This is a genomic window from Martinezella lusitana, from assembly GCF_900094565.1.
GTDB lineage: Bacteria > Pseudomonadota > Alphaproteobacteria > Rhizobiales > Rhizobiaceae > Rhizobium > Rhizobium lusitanum.
Map to the genome: position 1 here is coordinate 297,432 of NZ_FMAF01000002.1, position 22,856 is coordinate 320,287.

23 protein-coding genes are annotated in these 22,856 nt (G+C 61.9%); 12 read left to right on the top strand and 11 right to left on the bottom strand.

Translation table 11 applies throughout. The features are described from left to right. Positions 1-17 precede the first annotated feature (17 nt). Complete coding sequence (locus GA0061101_RS04645) at positions 18-1,376, bottom strand: Nramp family divalent metal transporter (RefSeq protein WP_037195996.1); 1,359 nt, start codon at positions 1,374-1,376, stop codon at positions 18-20. A gap of 349 nt (positions 1,377-1,725) precedes the next feature. Further along, positions 1,726-2,514: a tryptophan 2,3-dioxygenase family protein gene (locus tag GA0061101_RS04650; protein ID WP_245297436.1), complete on the bottom strand. Its 789-nt coding sequence runs from the start codon at positions 2,512-2,514 to the stop codon at positions 1,726-1,728. Between the two features lie 112 nt (positions 2,515-2,626). Between GA0061101_RS04650 and GA0061101_RS04655 the strand changes: the two genes are divergently transcribed. Further along, the gene (locus GA0061101_RS04655; protein ID WP_037196181.1) at positions 2,627-3,097 is read left to right on the top strand and encodes an Lrp/AsnC family transcriptional regulator; all 471 of its coding nucleotides are present in this window, start codon (positions 2,627-2,629) and stop codon (positions 3,095-3,097) included. Here the strand turns inward: GA0061101_RS04655 and GA0061101_RS04660 are convergent, their stop codons facing one another. Beyond that, positions 3,098-3,721 (bottom strand): TetR family transcriptional regulator, encoded by a 624-nt coding sequence (locus GA0061101_RS04660; protein ID WP_047637713.1) that lies wholly within the window; start codon positions 3,719-3,721, stop codon positions 3,098-3,100. 207 nt (positions 3,722-3,928) lie between these two features. Between GA0061101_RS04660 and GA0061101_RS04665 the strand changes: the two genes are divergently transcribed. Next, positions 3,929-5,092, top strand: a complete 1,164-nt coding sequence (locus tag GA0061101_RS04665; RefSeq protein WP_173412156.1) for an efflux RND transporter periplasmic adaptor subunit — start codon at positions 3,929-3,931, stop codon at positions 5,090-5,092. Further along, complete coding sequence (locus GA0061101_RS04670) at positions 5,092-8,253, top strand: efflux RND transporter permease subunit (protein WP_092573135.1); 3,162 nt, start codon at positions 5,092-5,094, stop codon at positions 8,251-8,253. The genes GA0061101_RS04665 and GA0061101_RS04670 overlap by 1 nt, the downstream gene beginning before the upstream one ends. 17 nt (positions 8,254-8,270) lie before the next feature. Here the strand turns inward: GA0061101_RS04670 and GA0061101_RS04675 are convergent, their stop codons facing one another. The 3 genes from GA0061101_RS04675 to GA0061101_RS04685 all read right to left on the bottom strand — a co-directional run bounded on the left by GA0061101_RS04675 (position 8,271) and on the right by GA0061101_RS04685 (position 9,615). Further along, positions 8,271-8,675: a type II toxin-antitoxin system VapC family toxin gene (locus tag GA0061101_RS04675; RefSeq protein ID WP_092573254.1), complete on the bottom strand. Its 405-nt coding sequence runs from the start codon at positions 8,673-8,675 to the stop codon at positions 8,271-8,273. Position 8,676: 1 nt separating this feature from the next. Beyond that, a complete protein-coding gene (locus tag GA0061101_RS04680) occupies positions 8,677-8,910 on the bottom strand; it encodes an AbrB/MazE/SpoVT family DNA-binding domain-containing protein (RefSeq protein ID WP_092573136.1) in 234 nt (77 codons plus the stop codon). Positions 8,911-9,000: 90 nt separating this feature from the next. Next, positions 9,001-9,615, bottom strand: coding sequence for a single stranded DNA-binding domain-containing protein (locus GA0061101_RS04685; RefSeq protein ID WP_047553853.1), 615 nt, complete (start codon positions 9,613-9,615; stop codon positions 9,001-9,003). A gap of 314 nt (positions 9,616-9,929) precedes the next feature. Here GA0061101_RS04685 and GA0061101_RS39285 point away from each other — a divergent pair, with 314 nt between their 5' ends. Further along, positions 9,930-10,085, top strand: a complete 156-nt coding sequence (locus GA0061101_RS39285) for a hypothetical protein (protein ID WP_167669529.1) — start codon at positions 9,930-9,932, stop codon at positions 10,083-10,085. 13 nt (positions 10,086-10,098) lie between these two features. On the opposite strand, the gene hutC is transcribed toward GA0061101_RS39285, so the two are convergent. Next, entirely contained in the window at positions 10,099-10,818 is a 720-nt protein-coding gene (hutC, locus tag GA0061101_RS04690) for a histidine utilization transcriptional repressor HutC (protein WP_092573255.1), read from the bottom strand. A gap of 80 nt (positions 10,819-10,898) precedes the next feature. After that, the gene (locus GA0061101_RS04695; protein ID WP_047553850.1) at positions 10,899-12,242 is read right to left on the bottom strand and encodes a formimidoylglutamate deiminase; all 1,344 of its coding nucleotides are present in this window, start codon (positions 12,240-12,242) and stop codon (positions 10,899-10,901) included. A 101-nt stretch (positions 12,243-12,343) separates the two neighbouring features. Between GA0061101_RS04695 and hutI the strand changes: the two genes are divergently transcribed. The 7 genes from hutI to GA0061101_RS04730 all read left to right on the top strand — a co-directional run bounded on the left by hutI (position 12,344) and on the right by GA0061101_RS04730 (position 20,184). Further along, positions 12,344-13,600 (top strand): imidazolonepropionase, encoded by a 1,257-nt coding sequence (gene hutI, locus GA0061101_RS04700; RefSeq protein WP_092573256.1) that lies wholly within the window; start codon positions 12,344-12,346, stop codon positions 13,598-13,600. Continuing rightward, a complete protein-coding gene (hutH, locus tag GA0061101_RS04705; RefSeq protein WP_037196011.1) occupies positions 13,597-15,132 on the top strand; it encodes a histidine ammonia-lyase in 1,536 nt (511 codons plus the stop codon). The genes hutI and hutH overlap by 4 nt, the downstream gene beginning before the upstream one ends. A 1-nt stretch (position 15,133) precedes the next feature. Continuing rightward, complete coding sequence (gene hutU, locus GA0061101_RS04710) at positions 15,134-16,819, top strand: urocanate hydratase (protein ID WP_047637723.1); 1,686 nt, start codon at positions 15,134-15,136, stop codon at positions 16,817-16,819. A 2-nt stretch (positions 16,820-16,821) separates the two neighbouring features. Then, positions 16,822-17,385: a HutD/Ves family protein gene (locus GA0061101_RS04715; protein ID WP_092573137.1), complete on the top strand. Its 564-nt coding sequence runs from the start codon at positions 16,822-16,824 to the stop codon at positions 17,383-17,385. 78 nt (positions 17,386-17,463) lie between these two features. Continuing rightward, complete coding sequence (locus tag GA0061101_RS04720) at positions 17,464-18,126, top strand: sulfite oxidase-like oxidoreductase (RefSeq protein WP_047637725.1); 663 nt, start codon at positions 17,464-17,466, stop codon at positions 18,124-18,126. A gap of 208 nt (positions 18,127-18,334) precedes the next feature. Then, positions 18,335-19,795, top strand: a complete 1,461-nt coding sequence (locus GA0061101_RS04725) for an MFS transporter (RefSeq protein WP_092573138.1) — start codon at positions 18,335-18,337, stop codon at positions 19,793-19,795. Between the two features lie 83 nt (positions 19,796-19,878). Then, entirely contained in the window at positions 19,879-20,184 is a 306-nt protein-coding gene (locus GA0061101_RS04730) for a hypothetical protein (RefSeq protein ID WP_047553839.1), read from the top strand. Positions 20,185-20,206: 22 nt separating this feature from the next. Here the strand turns inward: GA0061101_RS04730 and GA0061101_RS04735 are convergent, their stop codons facing one another. Both GA0061101_RS04735 and GA0061101_RS04740 read right to left on the bottom strand, forming a co-directional pair. Further along, entirely contained in the window at positions 20,207-20,602 is a 396-nt protein-coding gene (locus tag GA0061101_RS04735; protein ID WP_092573139.1) for a type II toxin-antitoxin system VapC family toxin, read from the bottom strand. Next, the gene (locus GA0061101_RS04740; protein ID WP_037196027.1) at positions 20,602-20,829 is read right to left on the bottom strand and encodes a type II toxin-antitoxin system VapB family antitoxin; all 228 of its coding nucleotides are present in this window, start codon (positions 20,827-20,829) and stop codon (positions 20,602-20,604) included. The genes GA0061101_RS04735 and GA0061101_RS04740 overlap by 1 nt, the downstream gene beginning before the upstream one ends. 188 nt (positions 20,830-21,017) lie before the next feature. Between GA0061101_RS04740 and GA0061101_RS04745 the strand changes: the two genes are divergently transcribed. Then, on the top strand, positions 21,018-22,208 hold the full coding sequence (locus tag GA0061101_RS04745) for an acetyl-CoA C-acyltransferase (protein ID WP_092573140.1): 1,191 nt from the start codon (positions 21,018-21,020) through the stop codon (positions 22,206-22,208). A gap of 251 nt (positions 22,209-22,459) precedes the next feature. On the opposite strand, the gene cueR is transcribed toward GA0061101_RS04745, so the two are convergent. Further along, entirely contained in the window at positions 22,460-22,846 is a 387-nt protein-coding gene (gene cueR, locus GA0061101_RS04750; RefSeq protein ID WP_037196031.1) for a Cu(I)-responsive transcriptional regulator, read from the bottom strand. Positions 22,847-22,856 lie beyond the last annotated feature (10 nt).

The window sequence follows — 22,856 nt, forward strand, 5'->3', positions numbered from 1 at the left end:
GCGTTCCGGATGATTCGTCAACCGAAGATGGTGTCGTAGAGAAGCTTGAAGTTCAGCACCAGAATGATTGCCGCGACCAGCCAGGAGAGAATGGCAATACTTCTCGAGACGACGAATTTGCCCATTTTCTCGCGATTCGTGACGAATTGAACCAGCGGGATGACAGCAAAGGGCAGCTGCATGGACAGGACGACCTGGCTCAGCACGAGCAAATTGGCAGTGCCTTTTTCACCATAAATAGCGGTCACGAACACAACCGGAATAATTGCGAGGCCGCGGGTCAAAAGTCGCCTTGCCCAATGCGGAATCCGCAGGCGGAGGAAGCCTTCCATCACGATCTGGCCCGCGAGCGTCGCCGTAACGGTCGAATTGAGCCCTGAGGCGAGCAGCGCGACGGCAAACAACGTGGAGGCGATGCCGAGGCCGAGCAGCGGCGACAGCAGTTCGTATGCCTGACCGATCTCGGCAACGTCGGCATGGCCGCTGGTGTGGAAAGCGGCGGCAGCGACGATCAGGATCGCGGCGTTGACGAAGAGCGCCAGCATCAGGGCGATGGTGCTGTCGAGGGTTGCCCATTTGATGGCGTCGCGGCGGCCTTCGTCATTGCGCTTATAGGCGCGGGTCTGCACGATCGAGGAATGCAGGTAGAGATTATGCGGCATGACGGTCGCGCCGATGATGCCCATGGCGATGTAGAGCATCGCGGGATTGGTGACGATCTCGGGCGAGGGGATGAAGCCGTGGAGGATGCCTGCGACCGGAGGCGCGGCAGCGACGATCTGCACGGCAAAACAGGTGGCGATGACGACCAGCAGCGCGATGACGAAGGCTTCGAGATACCGGAAGCCCTTGTTCATCAGAAGCAGCAGCAGGAAGGCGTCGAGCGCGGTGATCAATGCGCCGCCGATCAGCGGAATTCCGAAGAGCAGCTGCAGAGCGATCGCCGTGCCGATGACTTCGGCGAGGTCGCAGGCGATGATGGCCAGTTCGCAGGCAAACCATAGAGCTAGGTTGACGGGCCGCGGATAGTGATCGCGACAGGCCTGGGCAAGATCGCGGCCGGTAACGATGCCGAGCCGGGCCGACAGTGCCTGCAGCAGGATCGCCATCAGGTTGGACAGCATGATGACGGCAAGCAGCGTGTAGCCGAATTGCGAGCCGCCCGCGATGTCCGTCGCCCAGTTGCCGGGGTCCATGTAACCGACGGAGATCATATAGCCCGGTCCGAGGAAGGCGATCAGGCGCCGAACCCAGGTGCCGGTATGGGGAACCTTGATGGTGGAATTGACTTCGGGAAGGCTTGGGCGGTCGTCCTCGTCGGCGCTCGCGAATTTCCATGCGCGGCCTTGCGCGGCGGCTTCCTGAATTTGCGTCATGCGGACTCCGGGAGGATCGAATTTTGAAGTGACTAAACAAATATGCTGGATATCAACATTATGCAATAGGCTATATTTCATGGTTTTGGCATTTTATCGGGCAGCAAAGCACCTTGCCTATGCCGTTGCCGCCGGAGTTGACGTCGCTGTTATTGTGGGGAGGAGAGGTTTCACGCTCGTGGAAGGAGGGTCCGCCGTCGGAAAGATCGTCGTCGACTATAGGCGATAACGACGCGCCTTGTGAGGAGGGACACATATCGCGCCAACCCCACTGTCGCGCTTGTGCGCGGGCAATGAAAACCTTCCGTCGCGTGACGCCGCGCGGCGGAAGGTTGCTTTCGGCCGTCGCCTATTCGGCGGCGTCATGCTTGGAAATGGAATCCCGGACCACACCATATTGGCTGCCCCAACGATCGGTCATCTCAGCGCGGATATCCCAGAGATCGGGAAAGAAGCGGTGACGGGCGCCGGCCTGCAACAGGTCGACCGGCCGGCCTTTCAGGGATTTCGAACCGAGCCCGATGGAACGCTGGATGAGATAGATGTGGTTGGCGCGGAATTTCTGGAACAGTTCGTCGAATTCCACCAAGGCTTCCGCGACCACGTAGCTGTCGCCGTGATCGTATTTGCCGTCGTAGATATCCTCGATCGTCAGTCCGGCGGCATCGAGATAGTGCGCCTTGAAGGCGTGCCAGAGATCTGGCGGCATGCGCAGCAGGAACTTGAAGCCGGGCGATTCCTGGCCGCTGCCATTGCCGAGCTGCAGGCGGATTTCCTGGTATTCCTTTGGCGACATGGTTTCCAGGAGGTCGAGCTGGGTCGTCATCATGCGCATGAGCCGATGCACGCGGCCCATGAGGGTTACGACGCGGTGCGTGTTGCGCTCCTCCATGAAGCCGATGACGTCGACCAGCGTGTAGGCGATGAGCTTCATCCAGAGCTCTTCCACCTGGTGAACGATCTGAAACTGCAATTCATCGCCGTTGACCATGCCGCTCAACGGCTTTTGACAGGCAAGCAGCTTGTCGCATTGCAGGTAGACGCCGTAGTCGCGCATGTCGGGCGCTTCGATACGGGCGTAGTATTCTTCCTTTTGCATCTTCGTTCCCTTTTCATCCGGCCCGCGGCCGCCAAGCATGTTTGCTCCTATCGAAGGATACGAAATTTCAGCTTGAACATTGTTCCAATTTGTCACCCAAAATTGGAAAACAGGAGTACGATCGATCATTTTCAGCGATATGGAAAGAACGATGAAATTGGACGCACTGGATCACAAGATCATTGCCGCGCTGGAGGCGGATGCCCGGATCTCGTTTGCCGCTCTCGCCGAGCTGGTCGGCCTCAGCAAGACGCCGTGCTGGAAGCGGGTGAAGGCGCTGGAGGAGGCGGGCGTGATCAGGGGGTACAGGACGGCGCTCGATCCGGCCCGGCTGGGTTTCGGCCTGGAGGCTTTCGTGCAGGTCTCGATCGATGTCGAGCGTTTCGATGTCTTCGAAGCCGCCGTGCGACGCCATCCGCTGATCTGGCGCTGTCATGCGACCACCGGCGAGGCCGATTATCTCCTGCATATTCTGGCCACCGACATGGCGGCGCTCGACTGGCTGCTGCGGCAGGAGCTCAACAGGCTGCCCGGCGTGCGGCACACCGTGACATCGATGTCGACCCGGGAGATCAAGTCGGACATCTCTCTTGCCGAAGCCATGCGGCACGCCCGCGAATAGTTACCGGTCTTGGCTGCGCCGCATCGAGCCGATCAGGCTGCGCACCAGCTTCTCGCCGACATCGACCACCGGAAACGACTTTCCCGATCGCAGCCATTCGGCAAAAAGACCGTTCATCGAGCATTGGAAGGCGCGGGCGGCGGTGTCGACGGTCCAGCCGCTCGCGAGCTTGCCTTGCTGGTCGGCCATGTCGATCAGCTTCTGCAGCTTTTCGTACATTTCGGCGTTGGCGGTGATGATGCGCTGGGCAGTCTCGGAGGGATCCTCGGTGAATTCGCAGCCGAGGATCATAATGGCAAAGACGCGCTGCTGATGCTCGTCATTCGCCAGGATATGCACGACCTCGATCGATGCCTGCTCGATCAGGCCCAGAGGATCGTCGTGGCCATGTTCCAGCGCATGATCGACGATCGCCTCCTGCGGCAGGCGGATTTCGCTATGCAGCGCCGTCAAAACCTCGGCCTTGTCCTTGAAATGCCAGTAGATCGCGCCGCGTGTTACGCCGGCACGCTGGGCGATCTTCTCGAGGCTGGAGCCGCTTACGCCGTTTTCATAGAAAACCGCGGCGGCGGCGGTCAGGACTTCCTCTCTGGTCTTGGCGGCATCTTCCTTGGTTCTGCGCATGCTCCTCCTCGAAGCTTCCTTGAGGCGAAAGGGGGTCATTCGCCTCATTCCATGTATTTGATTTCATACGCTAATATCTAAGCGCCAATGCGCGGCACACGATATCGAGCAAAAAGTCACGTCGATTTGATGTTTACAATCATTCATGGATGTTTGTATATTGCGGCGCAACAAAAATGTCTGAGATCGCGGTGATTTTCCATGACGATGCATATTTCTCTCCTCCTGCGCAGCAGTCTCGCCGCAGCCGGACTATTCATTTTCGGCGCATTTCCCTCCCTCGCGCAGCAGGCCGGACAGATGCCGCCGCCGCAGGTGACGGCAATCGAGGTCAAGCCCCAGACCGTATCGCTCTCCTACGAATATGCTGCGCGCATCTCCGCCTTTAGGCAAGTCGATGTGCGGGCGCGCGTGGGCGGTATCCTGTTGAAAAGAAACTTTGTCGAAGGTGCCGAGGTCAAGGCCGGCGATGTGCTGTTCCTAATCGATCCGGCGACCTACCAGGCAGCGCTCGCCCAGTCTCAGGCGCAGCTTCAGCAGGCGCAGGCGCAGCTCACTCAGGCTCAGCGCGAGGAAAAGCGCAACATCAACCTGTTCGACCAGAATGCAGCGACACAAAAGGCTCGTGACGACGCCATTTCGGCGCGGGAGCTGGCGGAAGCGGCGGTCGCGGCCGCGCGGGCACAGGTTCAGACGGCGCAGCTCAATCTCGACTATACCAAGGTGACCGCACCGATCGGCGGCATCACCAGCCTGGAGCAGGTCTCCGAAGGAAGCCTGATCGGCACCACGGGCGATACCGGCCTGCTCACCAACATCACCCAGCTCGATCCGGTCTATGTCAATTTCTCCTTCTCGGATTCCGAGGCTGCGGAAGTGCGCCGGCTCGTCGACATGAAAAAGGCCAAGGGCGAGGCGCCCAATCTCGGCGTCAAAATCTCTTTCGGCGACGGCACGAGCTACGATCATGACGGCGTCGTCGACTTCACCTCCTCCACGATCGACGTGTCGACCGGCACGCTGCAGGCCCGCGCCGTGGTCGACAATCCCGATCGCCGGCTGCTGCCGGGCCAGTTCGTGCGCGCGCGGGTAACGGGCGTGTCGCTCGACAACGCCATCACGATCCCGGAAGTGGCATTGATGCAGAGCCCGCAGGGGCAATTCGTCTACACGATCGACCAGGACGGCAAGGCGCACGTCAATCCGGTAACGCTCGGCCAGAAGGTCGGCAACAGCTGGCTGGTGCTTTCGGGCCTCAAGGCCGGTGACAAGCTGATTACCGAAGGCATCATCAAGGTGCGCCCGGGCGCAGCTGTGCAGGCGACGGCGGATGCAACGCCCAAGGACGCGAAAAAGGTGGCGCAGAACTGATGTTGGGCAACAGATTCTTCATCGATCGCCCCGTTTTCGCGGCGGTGATCTCGATCGTCATTCTGCTTGCGGGCGCCGTCTGCATACGCATTCTGCCGATCGCGCAATATCCCGAGCTGACGCCGCCGCAGGTGGTGGTCACCGCGACCTATCCCGGCGCCAGCGCCGAGACGGTGGCCCAGACCGTTGCAGCTCCACTGGAGCAGCAGATCAACGGCGTCGAAAACATGCTCTACATGCAGTCGACGAACTCCAACAGCGGCGCGATGCAGATCACAGTGACCTTCGCGCTCGGCACCGATCCGGACCAGGCTGCGATCAACGTCAACAACCGCGTGCAGCGTGCGGTCTCGACCCTGCCACAGGACGTCACACGCCTCGGCGTCGTCGTCACCAAGCGTTCGACCTCCATCCTCGGCTTCGTGGCGATGTATTCCACCGACAGCCGCTACGACCGCACCTATGTCGGCAACTACGCGCTTCTGAACGTCATCGACGATCTCAAACGCATTCCCGGCGTCGGCGACGTCAACCTGCTCGGCGATGTCGATTATTCGATGCGCATCTGGCTGCGGCCGGACAAGCTGGCGCAATATAATCTGACGCCGAGCGATGTCGCGACCGCCATCCAGGAGCAGAATTCGCAATTTGCCGCCGGTCGCTTCGGCGACCAGCCCAGCAACAATCCGCAGGCTTTCACCTATACCGTGACGACACAGGGGCGCTTGCCCGATGTCGACGGCTTCGGCGAAATCATCCTGCGTTCGACGGCCAATGCCGCGACGCTGAGGCTGAAGGACGTGGCGCGCATCGAACTCGGCACCAAGAGCTACTCCATCCAAAGCAGCCTAAACGGCACACCGGCAGTTCCGATCGCCGTTTATCTGCAGCCGGGCGCCAATGCTTTGAATACGATGGCGGCACTCAAGGGCCGTCTCGACGAGTTGCAAAAATCGTTCCCGCATGGGGTCGCCTATCAGATTCCCTACGACACGACGAAGTTCATCCAAGTATCGATCGAGGAGGTGGTGCACACCTTCATCGAGGCGATCCTTCTCGTCATTGTCGTCGTCTTCGTCTTCCTGCAGAACTGGCGCGCAACGCTGATCCCTGTCATCGCCGTGCCCATCTCGATCATCGGCACCTTTGCCGGCATGTATCTGCTCGGCTTCTCGATCAATCTCTTGACCCTGTTCGGATTGGTGCTGGCGATCGGCATCGTGGTCGACGACGCCATCGTCGTGCTCGAAAATGTCGAGCGCCTGATGTCGACGGAGAAGCTGTCGCCGAAGAAGGCGGCCATCAAGGCGATGGGCGAAGTCACGGGCCCGGTCATCGCCATCGTGCTGGTGCTCTGCGCCGTGTTTATCCCGGTCTCCTTCATGGGTGGGCTGGCGGGCCAGATGTACAAGCAGTTCGCCGTCACTATCGCGATCTCGGTCACCCTGTCCGGTATCGTGGCGTTGACGCTGACGCCGGCACTCTGCGCGCTGATCCTGAAGCCCGGCCATCACGAGCCGGTACTGCCCTTCCGTATCTTCAACCGTGCTTTCGAGCGGCTGACGCAGGGCTATGCGGCCGGTGTCGCCTTCTTCCTGAAGCGCGTCATCGTCGGCTGCGTGCTTGTTGCCGGCCTGCTCGGCGTGACCGGCTATCTCTTCTATACGCTGCCGGGTTCGCTGGTGCCGGACGAGGACCAGGGCTCGCTGTTCCAGATCGCCATCCTGCCACCGGCGGCTTCGCTGACGCGCACCCAGGCCGTCATGGATGAGGCGCTTGCCAACACCGAGAAGCTTCCCGGCGTCGAGAACGTCTTTGCGGTCTCCGGCTTCGACCTGCTGTCGGGCGGCCTGAAGAGCAGCGCCGGCGTTGCCTTCGTGACGCTGAAGGACTGGAGCGAGCGCAAGACGCCCGAACTCGACGCCCGCAATCTCGCAGGCCCGATGATCGGCGCCAACATGGGCCTCAAGGACGCCATGGTGCTTGCCTTCAACCCGCCGCCGATCCAGGGCCTGTCGACGACAGGCGGCTTCGAGGTCTATGTGCAGGACCGCAGCGGCAAGGGCGTCGCGGGGCTTTCGGAGCAAGCGCAGAAGCTTGTCGCGGCCGCCTCCAAGCGGCCGGAGCTTGCGGCGGTGCGCACCACACTCGACACCAACGTCCCGCAGTTCCGCGCCGATCTCGACCGTGAGAAGGCCAAGGCGCTCGGCGTGCCGATCAACTCGGTCTTCGATGCCATGCAGGCGACCTTCGGCAGCCTCTACGTGAACGATTTCACGCTCTACGGCCGCAACTATCAGGTCAATCTGCAGTCGGAGGCGCCCTTCCGCGAATCGCCTGACGATCTGCGCCAGGTCTTCGTGCGCTCCGACAGCGGCAAGATGATCCCGCTCGATGCGCTCATCAAGGTGTCGCGCGTCATCGGGCCGGACCAACTCGAACGCTACAATGCCTTCAACGCCGCCAAGATCACCGGCAATCCGGCGCCGGGTTATACATCAGGCGATGCGATCAAGGCCATGCAGCAGGTGGCGGCCGAGACCTTGCCTGAGGGCTTCCAGATCGCCTGGACGGGCTCTGCCTATCAGGAGCTGGAGACCAGTGGTGCCGGCACGCAGGCGATGATCTTCGGCGTCATCATGGTGTTCCTCATTCTTGCCGCGCAGTATGAAAAATGGAGCCTGCCGCTCGCCGTCATCACCGCGATCCCCTTCGCGCTGTTCGGTGCGCTGCTCGCCACCTATCTGCGGGGGCTCACCAACGACGTCTATTTCCAGATCGGCATGGTGACGCTGATCGGCCTCGCGGCAAAGAACGCCATCCTGATCGTCGAGTTCGCCGTGCTGAAACGCAAGGAAGGGATGAGTGCGGCTGACGCGGCACTCGAGGCGGCGCGGCTGCGCTTCCGCCCGATCGTGATGACATCGCTTGCCTTCATCCTCGGCGTCGTCCCGCTCGCCATCAGCACCGGCGCCGGTTCGGCCAGCCGTCATGCAATCGGCACCGGCGTCATCGGCGGCATGCTGGCGGCAACCTTCATCGCCACTTTCTTCATCCCGATGTTCTACCGCCTGATCGCCTGGAAGCAGCCGAAACCGGAAGAAGACGACGACGAGGGCGAGGCGATCGATCATCGTCCGCATGCGCAGGCGGCGGAGTAGGGCTTCCTGTTCCGCGCTTAGGTCGGTGGACTGATGAGCGTGACCGACTTGAAGTAAGTCTGGAAGCGCTTCGTGGCGCGGGTCAGCAGGGACAGGCCGCTAACGGCCGCATGAGCACCAATGAAAAAATCGGGCGGGACACCGCCGCGTGTCCCGCCCGATTTGCGATATTGGGTGAAAACCTTGGCTGCGAGGAAGAGCGCTGCCCGCGGGATGGGCATGATCTCGATGCCGGTTTCCGCGAGCATGGCGTCGAGATCTTCTATTCTATCGTAGCGAACCGAGATCTCGGCATAGACGACATCGTTGACGCAAAGAGGGCCGAGAAGGCTTGCGCCATCAAGCTGTGCCAACGACCAATCTAACCACACCGGATCATTCGTGATGATATCCAGGAGGACGTTGGAATCGACAAGGATCACGTCAGCCATCGCCGCGCGTCAATGCCATGATCTCGTCGGTGCTCATGCCCTTTCCGGCATGCCCGCGAAACTTGGCAAACCGGCTGACTTGTTTGCCCGCATCCACCGGTACGACGACGATGTTGCCGTCGGCCGTCCGGCGAAAATCGACCTGGCTGCCAGATCCGATTCCCAGCATGTCGCGAACGGCCTTGGGAATCGTGACCTGTCCCTTTGCTTTTACAGTCGTGCTCATGCGCGCCTCGGTAATGATCTCTGAAGCAGAGGTCCTACTTTTGGAGGCCGAGTTCAAGGCAGTCGCGCAGTGTGCCGGTTCTCCTGGCGATCACATCGGCGGCACGGTGCCGTTGAGGCCGACGGCGACGCGGTCGGCTGATACGGTCGTAGCGTCAGTTTGCTCTCCGGTGATGAAAACACCGGCACCGGGCTTCAGATCCGCTTTCGTGGCGGTTGCCAGCGTCACGACGGGCGTGCCCTTGGGAATGTTGATCTTGCGCTGTCCGCCCTTGTAGGTGAGCGTCAATGTCGGGCCATTCACCGAGGTCACGGCATTGGCGACCGTCGCATTGGTCATGGAGCTGTTCGGCTTTGAATCCCAGGGGCGATCGCCCTCTCCCGTTCCCTTCAATGCTGCCGGGAAGATGACGACTTCTATGGCGCCGTTGATGCCGCTGTCAGTCGGCTGCGAAGCGATGCCGACGAAATCGCCCGGCTTGATGTCATCGACGGCTGCCTGGACGACGCCGCTGACGTTCCAGCCGGATTTCAGCGCAACCGTCACGTCATTGCCGTCACGGGATTTGACCTTGAGCGTGTCGCCATCGAGGCTTTCGACGGTGCCGCGTACCCTGACGCGTTCGGCGGCATCAACGCTTTGCAGCGCGGCGAACATTGCGACGGTGAGCGTCAGCGCACCCGTGATCAGGCGTTTGCGATGCATGGCAGTGTCTCCTTGAGATATCGGCCGAGCGGTGAGCCGGTCGTGTTTGATGCGATGCTGAGCCGGCCAGTGGGATATCCTTGCGGGGATTGGCGGGCGGGGCCATCGACACAACGATCCTATGCGCCGGCTCTGCCGTTCGCCATTCAAACAAGCGTGAGATGAGGGCTATGTTCCGCCCGAGAATTGATTGGAAAAACCGGAATAAGTGCGGAAACATCAAACTTTGCTTAACGTTTGACGTTAGACTGGGGTGGTTGTCTCGAAATCCCTGTCGCGCCGTTGCGCTGGGCTGGGGAGGTTGGAGAACCGATATGACCGCGATTCGTCCACTTCTGATCGGTATCATTCTGATTCTGGCACTGGTGTTGATTGCGCTCAGCATCCTGCTGGTCGATCCCGCTCAGCCGCTGCGCCAATCCGACAGTCTCATACCCATGCAGACCGAGCCTACGCAGCAGCGGCCATAGCGGGCGGTGTCGGTCAGCTCGACGGGGTAAAGCGCGCCACCAGGCTGTGACGATCGCCGGGATAGGTAAGGCGGACATGGGTTATCGGGCCGGTGGAACTCCATGTGCGCCGTTCGACGACAAGACAGGCGGTCCCCTTGGGAACGTCAAGGCTCGCGGCGGCCTCGCCCTCGGCGGATATGGCACGGATTTGGTGTTCGGCGGTGCTCCATGGCACCTGGTTCAGCAACCAGGGGCCCGGTGGCAAGGTCGCGAAGTCGGCTTTGGCCGCCTCCGGCACGGCATCCAGGTTGATGACACGATCTTCCAGACAGAAGGGTCGCGGGCCGGCATAGTGAATGCAGCTGATTTCGAGCACTGGGACGGAGCCTGCAAACTGCAGCCGCCGCGCGTCCTCCGGCCGGTCGCGCCGCTCGGTGCGTTTCACGAGTTTGTGCGAATAGGGCAGGTTGAGCGACTGGACTTCCGATTCGATGTCGTGGATTTCCAGCACGGCCGATTGCGCCAGCGGATGGGTGACGAAACTGCCCGAGCGCTTTCTCCGCTCGATCAGGCCGGCACGGGCAAGCTGGGTCAGCGCCTTGTTCACGGTCATGCGCGAGCAATCATATTGCTCCGCCAAGGCCAGCTCGAAGGGGATGCGATGACCCGGCGGCCAGGCGCCCGAGACGATCTGGCCCTCGATATCGCTCAGGATACGCTGATGCAGGGTCGCCTCTTTACCCGTGGTCATGCCGCCTGCCATCTCCGTGTAAGACATGGGAATTCCCGTGAATTATTTAAGGGCCAATCGGCGGGAGGAAAAGTGGTTTCTCAACCGATCAGCTCGGCCATTGCCTGCCGGAACCGTGCGGAGATCGTCTCTCTCTTGATGTGGCGACCGCCTTCGACCTGCTTGCGGCCCAAAACCCAGACGCTGTCGACCGTGACGCCACCGGCAAATGTCCAGTGATCGAGAACGCGGTCGCCGGACAGATACGGCACGGCGCCGGCATCGAGGGAAACCATGTCGGCGTAGTTGCCGACGGCAAGCCCAGCCGGCGCTTTCAGGGCTGCGCCGCCGCCTGCCAGCGCGCCATCGAACAACATCCGCGCCGTCGAGCCGCCTGTTGAGGCGATGACGTTGCGGGCGCGCAGTGCCAGTCGCTGCGAATATTCCAGTTGCCGCAGTTCTTCCGGAACGGAGATCAGGATGTTGGAATCCGAGCCGATGCCATAACGGCCGCCTTCCCCCAGGAAGAGAGGGGCGGCGAATGCGCCATCGCCGAGATTGGCCTCGGTGATGGGGCAGAGGCCGGCGATCGCGCCGCTCTTTGCCATCCGCCGGGTTTCATTCTCGGTCATATGGGTGGCGTGGATCAGGCACCAACGGTCATTGACCGGAGCATTGTCGAGCAGCCATTCCACCGGCCGCGCGCCGGACCAGGCAACGCAATCCTCGACTTCCTTCACTTGTTCGGCGACGTGGATATGGATTGGCCCGTCACCGGCCATCGGCACGAGCTTTACAAGTTCTTCCGGCGTCACGGCTCTCAGGCTGTGCGGTGCGATCCCAAGTTCGGCGCCGGGCAGGCGGCTTGTTACCGAGCGGCAGCCGGCCATCAGCGCCTCGAAGCTTTCGAGCGAATTGATGAAGCGGCGCTGGCCGTCGATGGGGGCCGCGCCGCCGAAGCCGGAATGGGCGTAGAAGACTGGCAGCAGCGTCAGGGCAATGCCGGTTTCGGCGCTGGCCGCGCCGATGCGCTCCGCCAGTTCGGCGATATTGGCATAGGGGCTGCCATCCTTGTCATGGTGCAGGTAATGGAATTCGCCGACGCGGGAGAAGCCCGCTTCGAGCATCTCCATATAGAGCTGCGCGGCAACGGCCTCGACATGATCGGGGGTCATCGACAGCGCGAATTTATACATGACGGTGCGCCAGCTCCAGAAGCTGTCATTTGCCGGGCCGCGGACTTCGGCAAGGCCGGCCATGGCGCGCTGGAAGGCGTGGCTGTGCAGATTCGGCACCGCCGGCACGAGAATATCCTGCCTGTTGTCGCCGCCTTCGGGCGCGACATCAACGGCGATATCGGCAATGCGGCCGCCTTCGAGGGTCAGCCGCACATTTTCGTGCCATCCGTCGCCAAGCAATGCCGAGCGTGCGTGAAGTGTCGTCATGGTCTCACCCTTTCCTTTCGGACTTGGAGTCCAAAATCCCTCTTGTCAGCCTTTTTAATATGTATATACATTATGAGCCAACGATGAAAGGCGTAAAGCTGATGCGTGGGAACAATTTTTCCGAAGATAGCACGGCAAGCGACGGCGCAATCCGCGTCTGGCGCAATGCCCGTTTGGCGACCTTGAAAGAGGGCTCGGCTCGGCTTGGTACGGTCGAGAAGGGTGCGATCCTGACGAAGGATGGCCGCATCGTTTTTGCCGGCAGCGAAGCCGATCTGCCCGATGTCTCCAACGCTGATGCTATCGATCTCGAGGGTCGCTGGGTCACGCCCGGTCTGGTAGATTGCCACACGCATATCGTCTATGGCGGCAATCGCGCCCGCGAATTCGAGATGCGGCTGGAGGGTGCTAGCTACGAGGAAATCGCCCGCGCCGGCGGTGGCATCGTCTCCTCCGTCAACGCTACGCGTGCGCTGTCGGTGGATGAGCTTGTTGCCGTCGCGCTGCCGCGGCTCGATACGCTGCTGGCCGAAGGTGTCACCACGATCGAGGTGAAGTCCGGCTACGGCCTCAATATCCCATCCGAATTGAAGATGCTGCGGGCCGCTCGCCGGCTCGAAGAAGTTCGCCCGGTCCGGGTCGTCACTTCCTATCTCGGCGCGCATGCGACGCCGGCGGAGTACAAAGGCCGTAACGGCGACTATATCGACGATGTCGTGCTGCCCGGATTGAGGCAGGCGCATGCAGAGGGTCTCGTCGATGCCGTCGACGGCTTCTGCGAAGGGATTGCCTTCTCGACGGCGGAAATCGCCCGGGTCTTCGATCTTGCCCGGTCGCTCGGCATTCCGGTGAAGCTCCACGCAGAGCAGCTTTCCAATCTCGGCGGCGCCAAGCTTGCGGCCTCCTATGGCGCACTTTCCGCTGATCATGTCGAATATCTCGACGAGGACGGCGTCAAGGCCATGGCTGCGGCGGGAACGGTTGCCGTGCTCCTGCCGGGCGCCTTCTATGCCATCAACGAGAAGCAGAAGCCGCCTGTCAAGGCTCTGCGCGAGGCGGGCGTTTCGATCGCTATCGCCACGGACTCCAATCCAGGGACGTCGCCCCTGACGTCGCTGCTTCTGACCATGAACATGGCTGCCACACTTTTCCGCCTGACGGTCGAGGAATGCATCGCTGGCGCCACCCGCGAAGGCGGGCGTGCCCTTGGCCTGCTGTCCGAGACGGGGACGCTCGAAGCCGGCAAGTCGGCCGATTTTGCTATCTGGGACGTCGAAAGCCTTGCGGAGCTGGTCTATCGCATCGGCTTTAATCCGCTCCATGCTCATGTCTTCAAGGGAAAAAGGTTCAACCGATGACTGTCGTTCTCCATCCCGGCTCCGTTTCGCTGCAGCAACTGGCGACGATCTATTGGACCGGTGAGCCGGCTAAGCTCGATGCCTCCTTCGATGCGGGCATCGCCAAGGCCGCCGCCCGGATCGCCGAGATTGCCGCCGGCAATGCGCCTGTCTATGGCATCAACACCGGCTTCGGCAAACTGGCATCGATCAAGATCGACAGCGCCGATGTCGCCACGCTTCAGCGCAATCTCATCCTCTCCCATTGCTGCGGCGTCGGTCAGCCGCTGCCTGACAATGTCGTCCGTCTCATCATGTCGCTGAAGCTGGTTTCGCTCGGGCGCGGTGCTTCGGGCGTGCGGCTGGAGTTGGTACGGCTGATCGAGGCCATGCTCGACAAGGGTGTCGTGCCCGTCATCCCGGAAAAGGGTTCCGTCGGTGCATCGGGCGATCTTGCTCCGCTCGCGCATATGACCGCCGTCATGATGGGCCATGGCGAAGCCTTCTATGCCGGAGAGCGTCTTTCCGGTGCTGCGGCACTCGAAAAGGCAGGCTTGAAGCCGGTCGTGCTCGCCGCCAAGGAAGGGCTGGCGCTGATCAACGGCACGCAGGTTTCGACCGCGTTGGCGCTTGCCGGTCTCTTCCGTGCCCATCGCGCCGCCCAGGCGGCCCTCATCACCGGCGCCATGTCGACGGATGCGGCCATGGGCTCCTCCGCACCGTTCCACCCCGATATCCATACGCTGCGTGGCCACAAGGGCCAGATCGATACCGCCGCCGCCCTTCGCGGGTTGCTGGCCGGCTCGGTGATCCGCGAGAGCCATATCGAGGGCGACGAGCGCGTGCAGGATCCCTATTGCATCCGCTGCCAGCCGCAGGTCGACGGCGCCTGCCTCGATCTCCTGCGCTCTGTGGGACGCACGCTCGAAATCGAAGCCAATGCAGTCACCGACAATCCGCTTGTGCTGTCTGATAATTCCGTCGTCTCCGGCGGTAATTTCCATGCCGAGCCGGTCGCCTTCGCCGCCGACCAGATCGCTCTTGCCGTCTGCGAAATCGGCGCGATCGCGCAGCGCCGTATCGCGCTGCTCGTCGACCCCGCGCTCAGCTACGGCCTGCCGGCGTTTCTCGCCAAGAAGCCGGGCCTGAATTCCGGCCTGATGATCGCCGAGGTGACCTCGGCGGCGCTGATGTCGGAAAACAAGCAGATGTCGCATCCGGCTTCGGTCGATTCGACGCCGACCTCCGCCAACCAGGAAGACCATGTGTCCATGGCCTGCCACGGTGCGCGCCGCCTGCTTGGCATGACTGACAATCTCTTCGGCATCATCGGCATCGAAGCGCTGACCGCCGCCCAGGGTGTCGAGCTGCGCGCGCCGCTGGCGACCAGCCCGGAACTGACCCTTGCCATCTCAGCGATCCGCACCGTCGTGCCATCGCTCGAAGAAGACCGCTACATGGCAAACGACCTCAAGGCCGCCAGCGACCTCATCGCTTCAGGCGCGCTCAATGCCTCGATTTCAACCGACATCCTGCCCTCCTTGGAGATGTGACATGACAAACCCACGCCATAATATCCGCGAAATCCGCTCCCCTCGCGGCCCGGAGCTCAACGCCAAGAGCTGGATGACCGAAGCGCCGCTGCGCATGCTGATGAACAACCTCGATCCGGATGTGGCCGAAAATCCGAACGAGCTGGTCGTTTATGGCGGCATCGGCCGCGCCGCCCGCACCTGGGACGATTTCGACCGCATCGCCGCGACGCTGAAGACGCTGACCGAGGAAGAGACGTTGCTGGTGCAATCCGGCAAGCCGGTCGGCGTGTTTCGCACCCACAAGGATGCGCCGCGCGTGCTGATCGCCAATTCCAATCTCGTGCCGCACTGGGCGACCTGGGATCACTTCAACGAGCTGGATAAGAAGGGCCTTGCCATGTACGGCCAGATGACGGCCGGCTCGTGGATCTATATCGGCACGCAGGGCATCGTGCAGGGCACCTACGAGACCTTCGTCGAGGCAGGCCGCCAGCATTATAACGGCAACCTCAAGGGCAAGTGGATCCTGACCGGCGGTCTCGGCGGCATGGGCGGCGCACAGCCACTGGCGGCCGTCATGGCCGGCGCCTGCTGCATCGCCGTCGAGAGCGACGAAACCCGCATCGATTTCCGCCTGCGCACCCGCTATGTCGATGAAAAGGCAAAGACGCTCGATGAAGCGCTTGCCATGATCGACAAGTGGACGAAGGCCGGCGAAGCCAAGTCCGTCGGCCTGCTCGGCAACGCCGCCGAAATCTTCCCCGAGTTGGTGAAGCGCATGAAGGCCGGCGGTCCGCGTCCCGACATCGTCACCGACCAGACCTCGGCCCACGACCCGTTGAACGGCTATCTGCCGCTCGGCTGGACCGTGGCTGAAGCCAAGGCGAAGCGCGAGAGCGACCCGAAGGCCGTTGAAGCTGCCGCCCGCGCCTCAATGAAGGTTCATGTCGAGGCCATGGTCGCCTTCTGGGATGCCGGTGTGCCGACGCTCGATTACGGCAACAATATCCGCCAGGTCGCGCAGGACGAGGGCCTCGAAAACGCCTTTGCCTTCCCCGGCTTCGTGCCCGCCTATATCCGCCCGCTCTTTTGCCGCGGCATCGGTCCGTTCCGCTGGGCTGCCCTGTCCGGCGATCCGGAGGATATCTACAAGACCGACGCCAAGGTGAAGGAACTCACCCCCGGCAACACCCACCTGCATAACTGGCTGGACATGGCGCGCGAGCGCATCGCCTTCCAGGGCCTGCCGGCGCGCATCTGCTGGGTCGGCCTCGGCGATCGTCACCGCCTCGGCCTTGCCTTCAACGAAATGGTCAGGAACGGCGAGCTGAAGGCGCCCGTCGTCATCGGCCGCGACCATCTGGATTCCGGCTCCGTCGCCTCGCCGAACCGCGAGACGGAAGCGATGAAGGACGGCTCGGATGCCGTTTCCGACTGGCCGCTCTTGAACGCGCTGCTCAACACTGCTTCCGGCGCCACCTGGGTGTCGTTGCACCATGGCGGCGGCGTCGGCATGGGCTTTTCCCAGCACTCCGGCATGGTCATCTGCGCCGACGGCACGGATGATGCCGCCCGCCGTCTGGAGCGCGTCCTCTGGAACGACCCGGCGACCGGCGTCATGCGTCATGCCGATGCCGGCTACGACATCGCCATCGATTGCGCCAAGGAGCAGGGCCTGCGCCTGCCGGCCATCCTGGGGAACTGAAGATGAAGCTGCTGCGCGCCAGTGACCACAAGCGCATGCCCTGGAAGAACGGCGGCGGAGAAACGGTGGAAATCGCCGTTTCGCCCGACGGCGTCGGGCTTGCCGACTTCGACTGGCGCGTCAGCATGGCGACGGTTGCCACGGATGGGCCGTTTTCGGTCTTTCCCGGTATCGATCGCACGCTATCCATTCTCGAGGGAGAGGGAATGACCCTCTTCATCGAGGGCCGCGAACCGGAGCGTCTGACGCAGGCAAGCGATCCGCTATCCTTCGCGGCGGATGCGCCGACTTCCGCGACTTTGATCGACGGGACGATCACCGATCTCAACGTGATGACGCGGCGGGGACGCTTCACGCATTCGGTGCGGCGCATTTCGGTTGAGGGAAATGGCAAGGTTGAGCCTAAGAGCGAGACCGCATTGATTCTTTGCCATCGGGGAACTGCCGAAATCAATGGCGCGGTCCTGATTGCAGGCGATTGCCTAGCCCTCTCGAACGAGGCTTCCACGCAACATCCGATTTCGGGTTCGGCGCAATTGTTCCTCATCGAAATCGAGGCAATATAGTCGGCTATCGGCCGCTCTTTGACTTGACATGGGCATGGCCCGGTTATCCTATTTCCGCGCAGCAGAGAGGGTACCCCGATGAGCGACGATCAGATCCCCGCCGATAGCAAGCTCACAACCTCCAAGCGCCGCTGGGCGGCGGAGGGCAAGTTTCTGACCGGGCGCATCAGCCGGCCTGAGACCGAGCGGTTGCCGCCGGGTCAGCATCTCGTCAAGAACTGGCCGGTGCTCGATCTCGGGCAGCAGCCGCAGGTTTCGCTGTCGAGCTGGCGGCTCGATGTGTTCGGGTTTGTGGAAAGGCGGCTCAGCCTTGATTGGACTGGCTTTCAGGCGATCGAACAGAGCACCCGCATCAGCGACATTCATTGCGTGACGACCTGGTCGCGCTACGACAATCGCTGGGAGGGAGTGGCGACTCGCGATCTGCTCGATCTCGCCATGCCGACGGCCGAGGCGCATCATGTGCTGCTGACCAGCTATGACGGCTATACGACGAACCTGCCGCTGTCGGATTTTGCCGCGGAGGATGCGATCCTCGCAACAACCTGGGAAGGCCAGCCGCTGACGCGCGAGCATGGCGGGCCGATGCGTCTCGTGGTGCCGCATCTCTATTTCTGGAAAAGCGCCAAGTGGCTGAGCCGCATCGAGTTCATCGGCGCCGACAGGGCCGGCTTCTGGGAGAAGAATGGTTATCACATGTATGGCGATCCCTGGCGTGAGCAGCGTTATTCCAACGATTGAAGCCTGCTCGATGTTGGAGGGCAGAGGGTGCCGCCGAAGCAAATCCGGCAGAGATCGCGGTTTCTTATGTCACCGTGTCAATTTTTGATGGCTCCCGCATGGGTTTGCGGCTTTGCAAGCGGCAATGATGGGCGTATTCAATGATCGTATGATTGCCGTCGGCGGAGTCCGACCACGCCCTGAACCCCATTCTTTGAAATTCCATGCAATGACCGTTGTCCGGACCACAGAGCATCCTTCCGAGACCAGTTTCGGCCGGCAATCCCGCATTATCGCCTTCGTCGTCGCCGTCGCCTTCTTCATGCAGATCCTCGACGGCACCATCGTCACGACGTCGCTGCCGCAGATGGCGAGCACATTCGGCGTCGAGCCGGTGTCGATGAGCATCGGCATCACGGTCTATCTGCTCACCATGGCGGCCTTCGTGCCGCTTGCGGGCTGGGCGGGCGACCGCTACGGCGCGCGGCGGGTGTTTCTGGCATCGATCACCATCTTCACCGTGGCATCGCTGTTTTGCGCCCTTTCCGGCAACCTCGCCGAGTTCGTCATTGCCCGCGCCGTTCAAGGTATCGGCAGCGCGCTGATGACGCCTGTGGGACGCATCATCGTGCTCAAAAATGCGCGCAAATCCGATCTGGTGCATGCGATGTCGATGATTACCTGGCCGGCGCTGACGGCGCCCGTCATCGGTCCGGTGCTCGGCAGCTTCATCACCACCTATCTGAGCTGGCACTGGAACTTTCTGATCAATATTCCGATCGGCATCATTGGCTTCGGCCTCGTGCTGCGCTTCGTGCCGGATCAGCGCGAGGAGAGGGTTGCGCCGCTCGATTTCATCGGCTTCCTGCAGTCGGCAGCGGGATTGACCTTCCTGCTCGCCGGTCTCGAATTCGTCGTCCAGGGCACGACCGCTGTCGTGGCCAGCGTCGGGCTGATCGCCGTCGGCGTGGTGTTTTCCGTCATCGCTACCCGGCATTTCATGCGGGTCGATGCACCCCTGCTCGATCTCTCCGCCTTCAAGGTCCAGACTTTCGCCATGTCGACGCTGTCGGCCGGTACGGCGAGCCGGGTGGCGATCAACGCCACGCCCTTCCTGCTGCCGCTGCTCTTCCAGGTGGGCTTCGGCCAGACCGCGATCAACGCCGGCACTTATCTCCTGTTCTACTTTGCCGGCAACCTCGGCATGAAGGCGATCACGACACAGATGCTGCGAGCCTTCGGCTTCCGCAATGTGCTCGTGGTCAACGGTCTGATCTCGTCCCTATGCATCGGCGGTTTCGCATTTCTGTCGCCATCGACGTCGAACTGGCTGATCTATTGTCTGCTGCTGGCGGCCGGCCTGTCACGATCGATGAATTTCACCGCGCTGAATACGCTCGGCTTTGCCGATATCCATGCTTCCCAGCGCAGTTCCGCCTCGACCCTGTCAAGCATGCTGCAGCAGGTTTCGCTGCTGCTCGGCGTTGCCGTTGCCGCGGCTGTTCTCAATCTCTCGCACACCATTCATGGTGGCGCCACGCTCTCTCCTGTCGATTTTCGCTGGGCTTTCCTCGTCGTCGCCTTGATCGGCGCCGTCTCTTCGCTGCGTTTCATCAGCCTGCCGCACGATGCCGGCGCGGAGGTGTCGCGGCACAAAATCAACACGTCGTCAAAACCTTCAAACTCTTAACGATATTGAGATACAAGCCGCTGTAAATCGGTTAACGAGTTCCCATATAAATGGAGCTTTAACCCCCCACAGGAGGCAGTCTCATGCTGCTCAAAACTCTCGCTATCTCGGCCCTCGTCATTGGCATGTCCAGCGGCGCGATGGCGGAACAGGTGCATAAGCATCACCCCAAGAACCTCAAGGTCGAGGCGCTTCAGACCGACGTCGGCAATGTCGACCACTCGAAGGACGCTATCCTTCCAGACGGCACGATCAACACCGACCCGTCGGTGACCGGCCCGATCCGCGCCGGCGATTCGATTTCCCGACTGCAATGCGCTGCCGCACCGAACTCGGTCGGCGCGCGCTCGAACACCTATTCCTCAGGCTCGGCCTCGCTTTGCCCTTGACGGCAGCATCGCATCGGGTGGCTCAGGCCATTTCGATATCGGTTTGATTGAACCGGCCGCTTTTCGACAATAGCGGCTGGCGATAATAGTGGGCGCAGGCATAGGTCATGCAATCGTCGAGGCTAAGGCGCCCCGCGCGGCCGCCCTCGCCGTAGCGCTCATATGCCTTTGCCGCCAGAAAGGCGACACGGGGCGGAACGGCGAGAATCTGGATGTTCATGAGCTGCAGGAACGCGCGCACCGCTTCCGCAGACTCGGTTGGCGAGAGCCCCAGGATGGTGGAGATCTCGATTGCCGCCCGCGCTGCCGCAAGCGGTGAGGTCATCCGCGCTGTTGCCGGCTGCATGCGGATGGCAAAGGCCCGCGCCTCTTCCTCGTCAGTCATCATTGCCGACAATACCGAAGCGTCGATAAACATCAGGCTTCTCCCGTCGTATGATCGCCCTCTGCTTTGGCTGTCGCCTTTCGCTTGAGGTTGCGGCAGAAGGCGACGGCGACATCGGCAAGGACGGGTTTGGTCAGCTCCTCATCCAGCGCCTTCTGCAGTGCGAGCCTCACGGCTTCGGTCTTGGTCGACGCTTTCGTCAGCGCTTGGTAGCGCCGAGCCAGCCGGTCGATTGTGTCGTCCTTGATGTAAAGTGGCATGAGATATCCATTTCGCTATGCTGGGATATCCATAGGATATGTCTCCAACGAGGGCAATCGCGCCTTTATGCCATCAGCGTCGAGGCGATTTTGGCGAGTGATATTTTCGCGATTTTTAGATGACGAACATCATCTAACGTGCTAGCAATGAGTTAAAGCACATCGTTTTCTGACCGTGAGGAGATGTCATGCCCGCTATTGATCCCGTTGTCATCGTTTCGGCCACGCGCACGCCGCTTGGTCGTTTTCAGGGAGAGTTGTCGTCCTTGCAGGCGACCGAGCTCGGTGCGCACGTCATCCGCTCGGCACTGGAGCGTGCCGGATTGTCGGCTGACAGGGTGGATGAAGTTCTGTTCGGCTGCGTGCTGCCGGCAGGGCAGGGGCAGGCTCCGGCCCGACAGGCGGCACGCGGCGCCGGCTTGCCGGATGCGGTAGGCGCCACGACGATCAACAAGGTCTGCGGCTCCGGCATGAAGGCGACCATGCTGGCACATGATCTGATCCTCGCCGGTTCGGCCTCGATCGCGGTCGCCGGCGGCATGGAATCGATGTCGAATGCGCCCTATCTGCTGGCGAAAGCACGTGGCGGTTACCGCATGGGTCATGACCGCATCTTCGATCATATGATGCTCGACGGGCTGGAGGATGCCTATGAGAAGGGCCGCTCCATGGGCGACTTCGGCGAAATGGCAGTGGAGGCCTATCAGTTCAGCCGCGACGATCAGGATGCTTATGCAGTCGAAACGCTGTCGCGCGCCCGCGCCGCAAGCGAGAACGGCGCCTTCACGGCCGAGATCACCCCGGTTTCGGTCGCGGCAAAGAGCGGGCCGGTGACGATCGCCAAGGACGAACATCCGCAGAAGGTCTCGCCGGAAAAGATCCCGACACTGAAGCCCGCTTTCCGCAAGGACGGGACCATCACGGCGGCCAGCGCCTCGGCCAACGCCGATGGCGCGGCTGCGCTGATCCTGACGCGTCGCTCGGTTGCCGAGCGCGAGGGGCTGCCGATCCTCGCGGAAATCAAGGCGCATGCCACCCATAGCCAGGAGCCGGCCTGGTACACTACCGCGCCGATCCCCGCCATCCGCAAGGTGCTCGATAAGACCGGCTGGAAGGTCGGCGATGTCGATCTCTTCGAGATCAACGAGGCCTTCGCCGTGGTCGCCATGGCTGCCGCTAAGGATCTCGGCATTGCGCGAGACCGCCTCAACGTCAATGGCGGCGCCTGCGCCCTCGGCCACCCCATCGGCGCCACCGGCGCGCGGCTGATCGTGACCCTGCTGCACGCCCTCGAACGCCGGGGCGCGACGCGCGGCGTCGCCGCACTCTGCATCGGCGGCGGCGAGGCGACGGCAATTGCGGTTGAGCGGGTTGGGTGAGTGGAATGATGTGGGAGGCAGGTCAGGCGCGCTTGCCAACGCCGCAATGAAGTGCCTGGCCACTCACCCCAACCCTCTCCCCGCAGGCGGGGCGAGGGGGCTATCCCGTACCTCTGGCTATCCTCTTCTCAAACCGGCTGTTTTGCGCGGTCGTCCCTTCTCCCCGCATGAGCGGGGAGAAGGCTAGGATGAGGGGCCATGCCCGCAGACGCGGCAGCGGCAGGCGCGCCTGACCTGCCGCCACAATAAACTCACCCCTCCGACAGCTCCTCCAAAATCGGGCAATCCGGCCGTTCGTTGCCGTGACAGGCATGGACCAGATGTTCCAGCGTGCGGCGCAGTTCCGTCAGTTCGCGGATCTTGCGGTCGATCTCTGTGAGCTTCGCGGTGGCGATGTCCTTGACGTCGGCGCTGGCGCGGCTCTTGTCCTCGTAGAGCGCCAGCAACTGCCGGCATTCCTCGACCGAGAAACCGAGGCTGCGCGAGCGATGCAGGAAGCGGAGCTTATGCACGTCGCCGGCGCGATAGTCGCGATAGCCGTTGTCGCTGCGGTCGGGACGGATGAGGCCGATATCCTCATAATAGCGGATCGTCTTCGCCGGCAGGCCGGAGCGGTCGGATGCTTCGCCGATATTCATGTGCATTCTC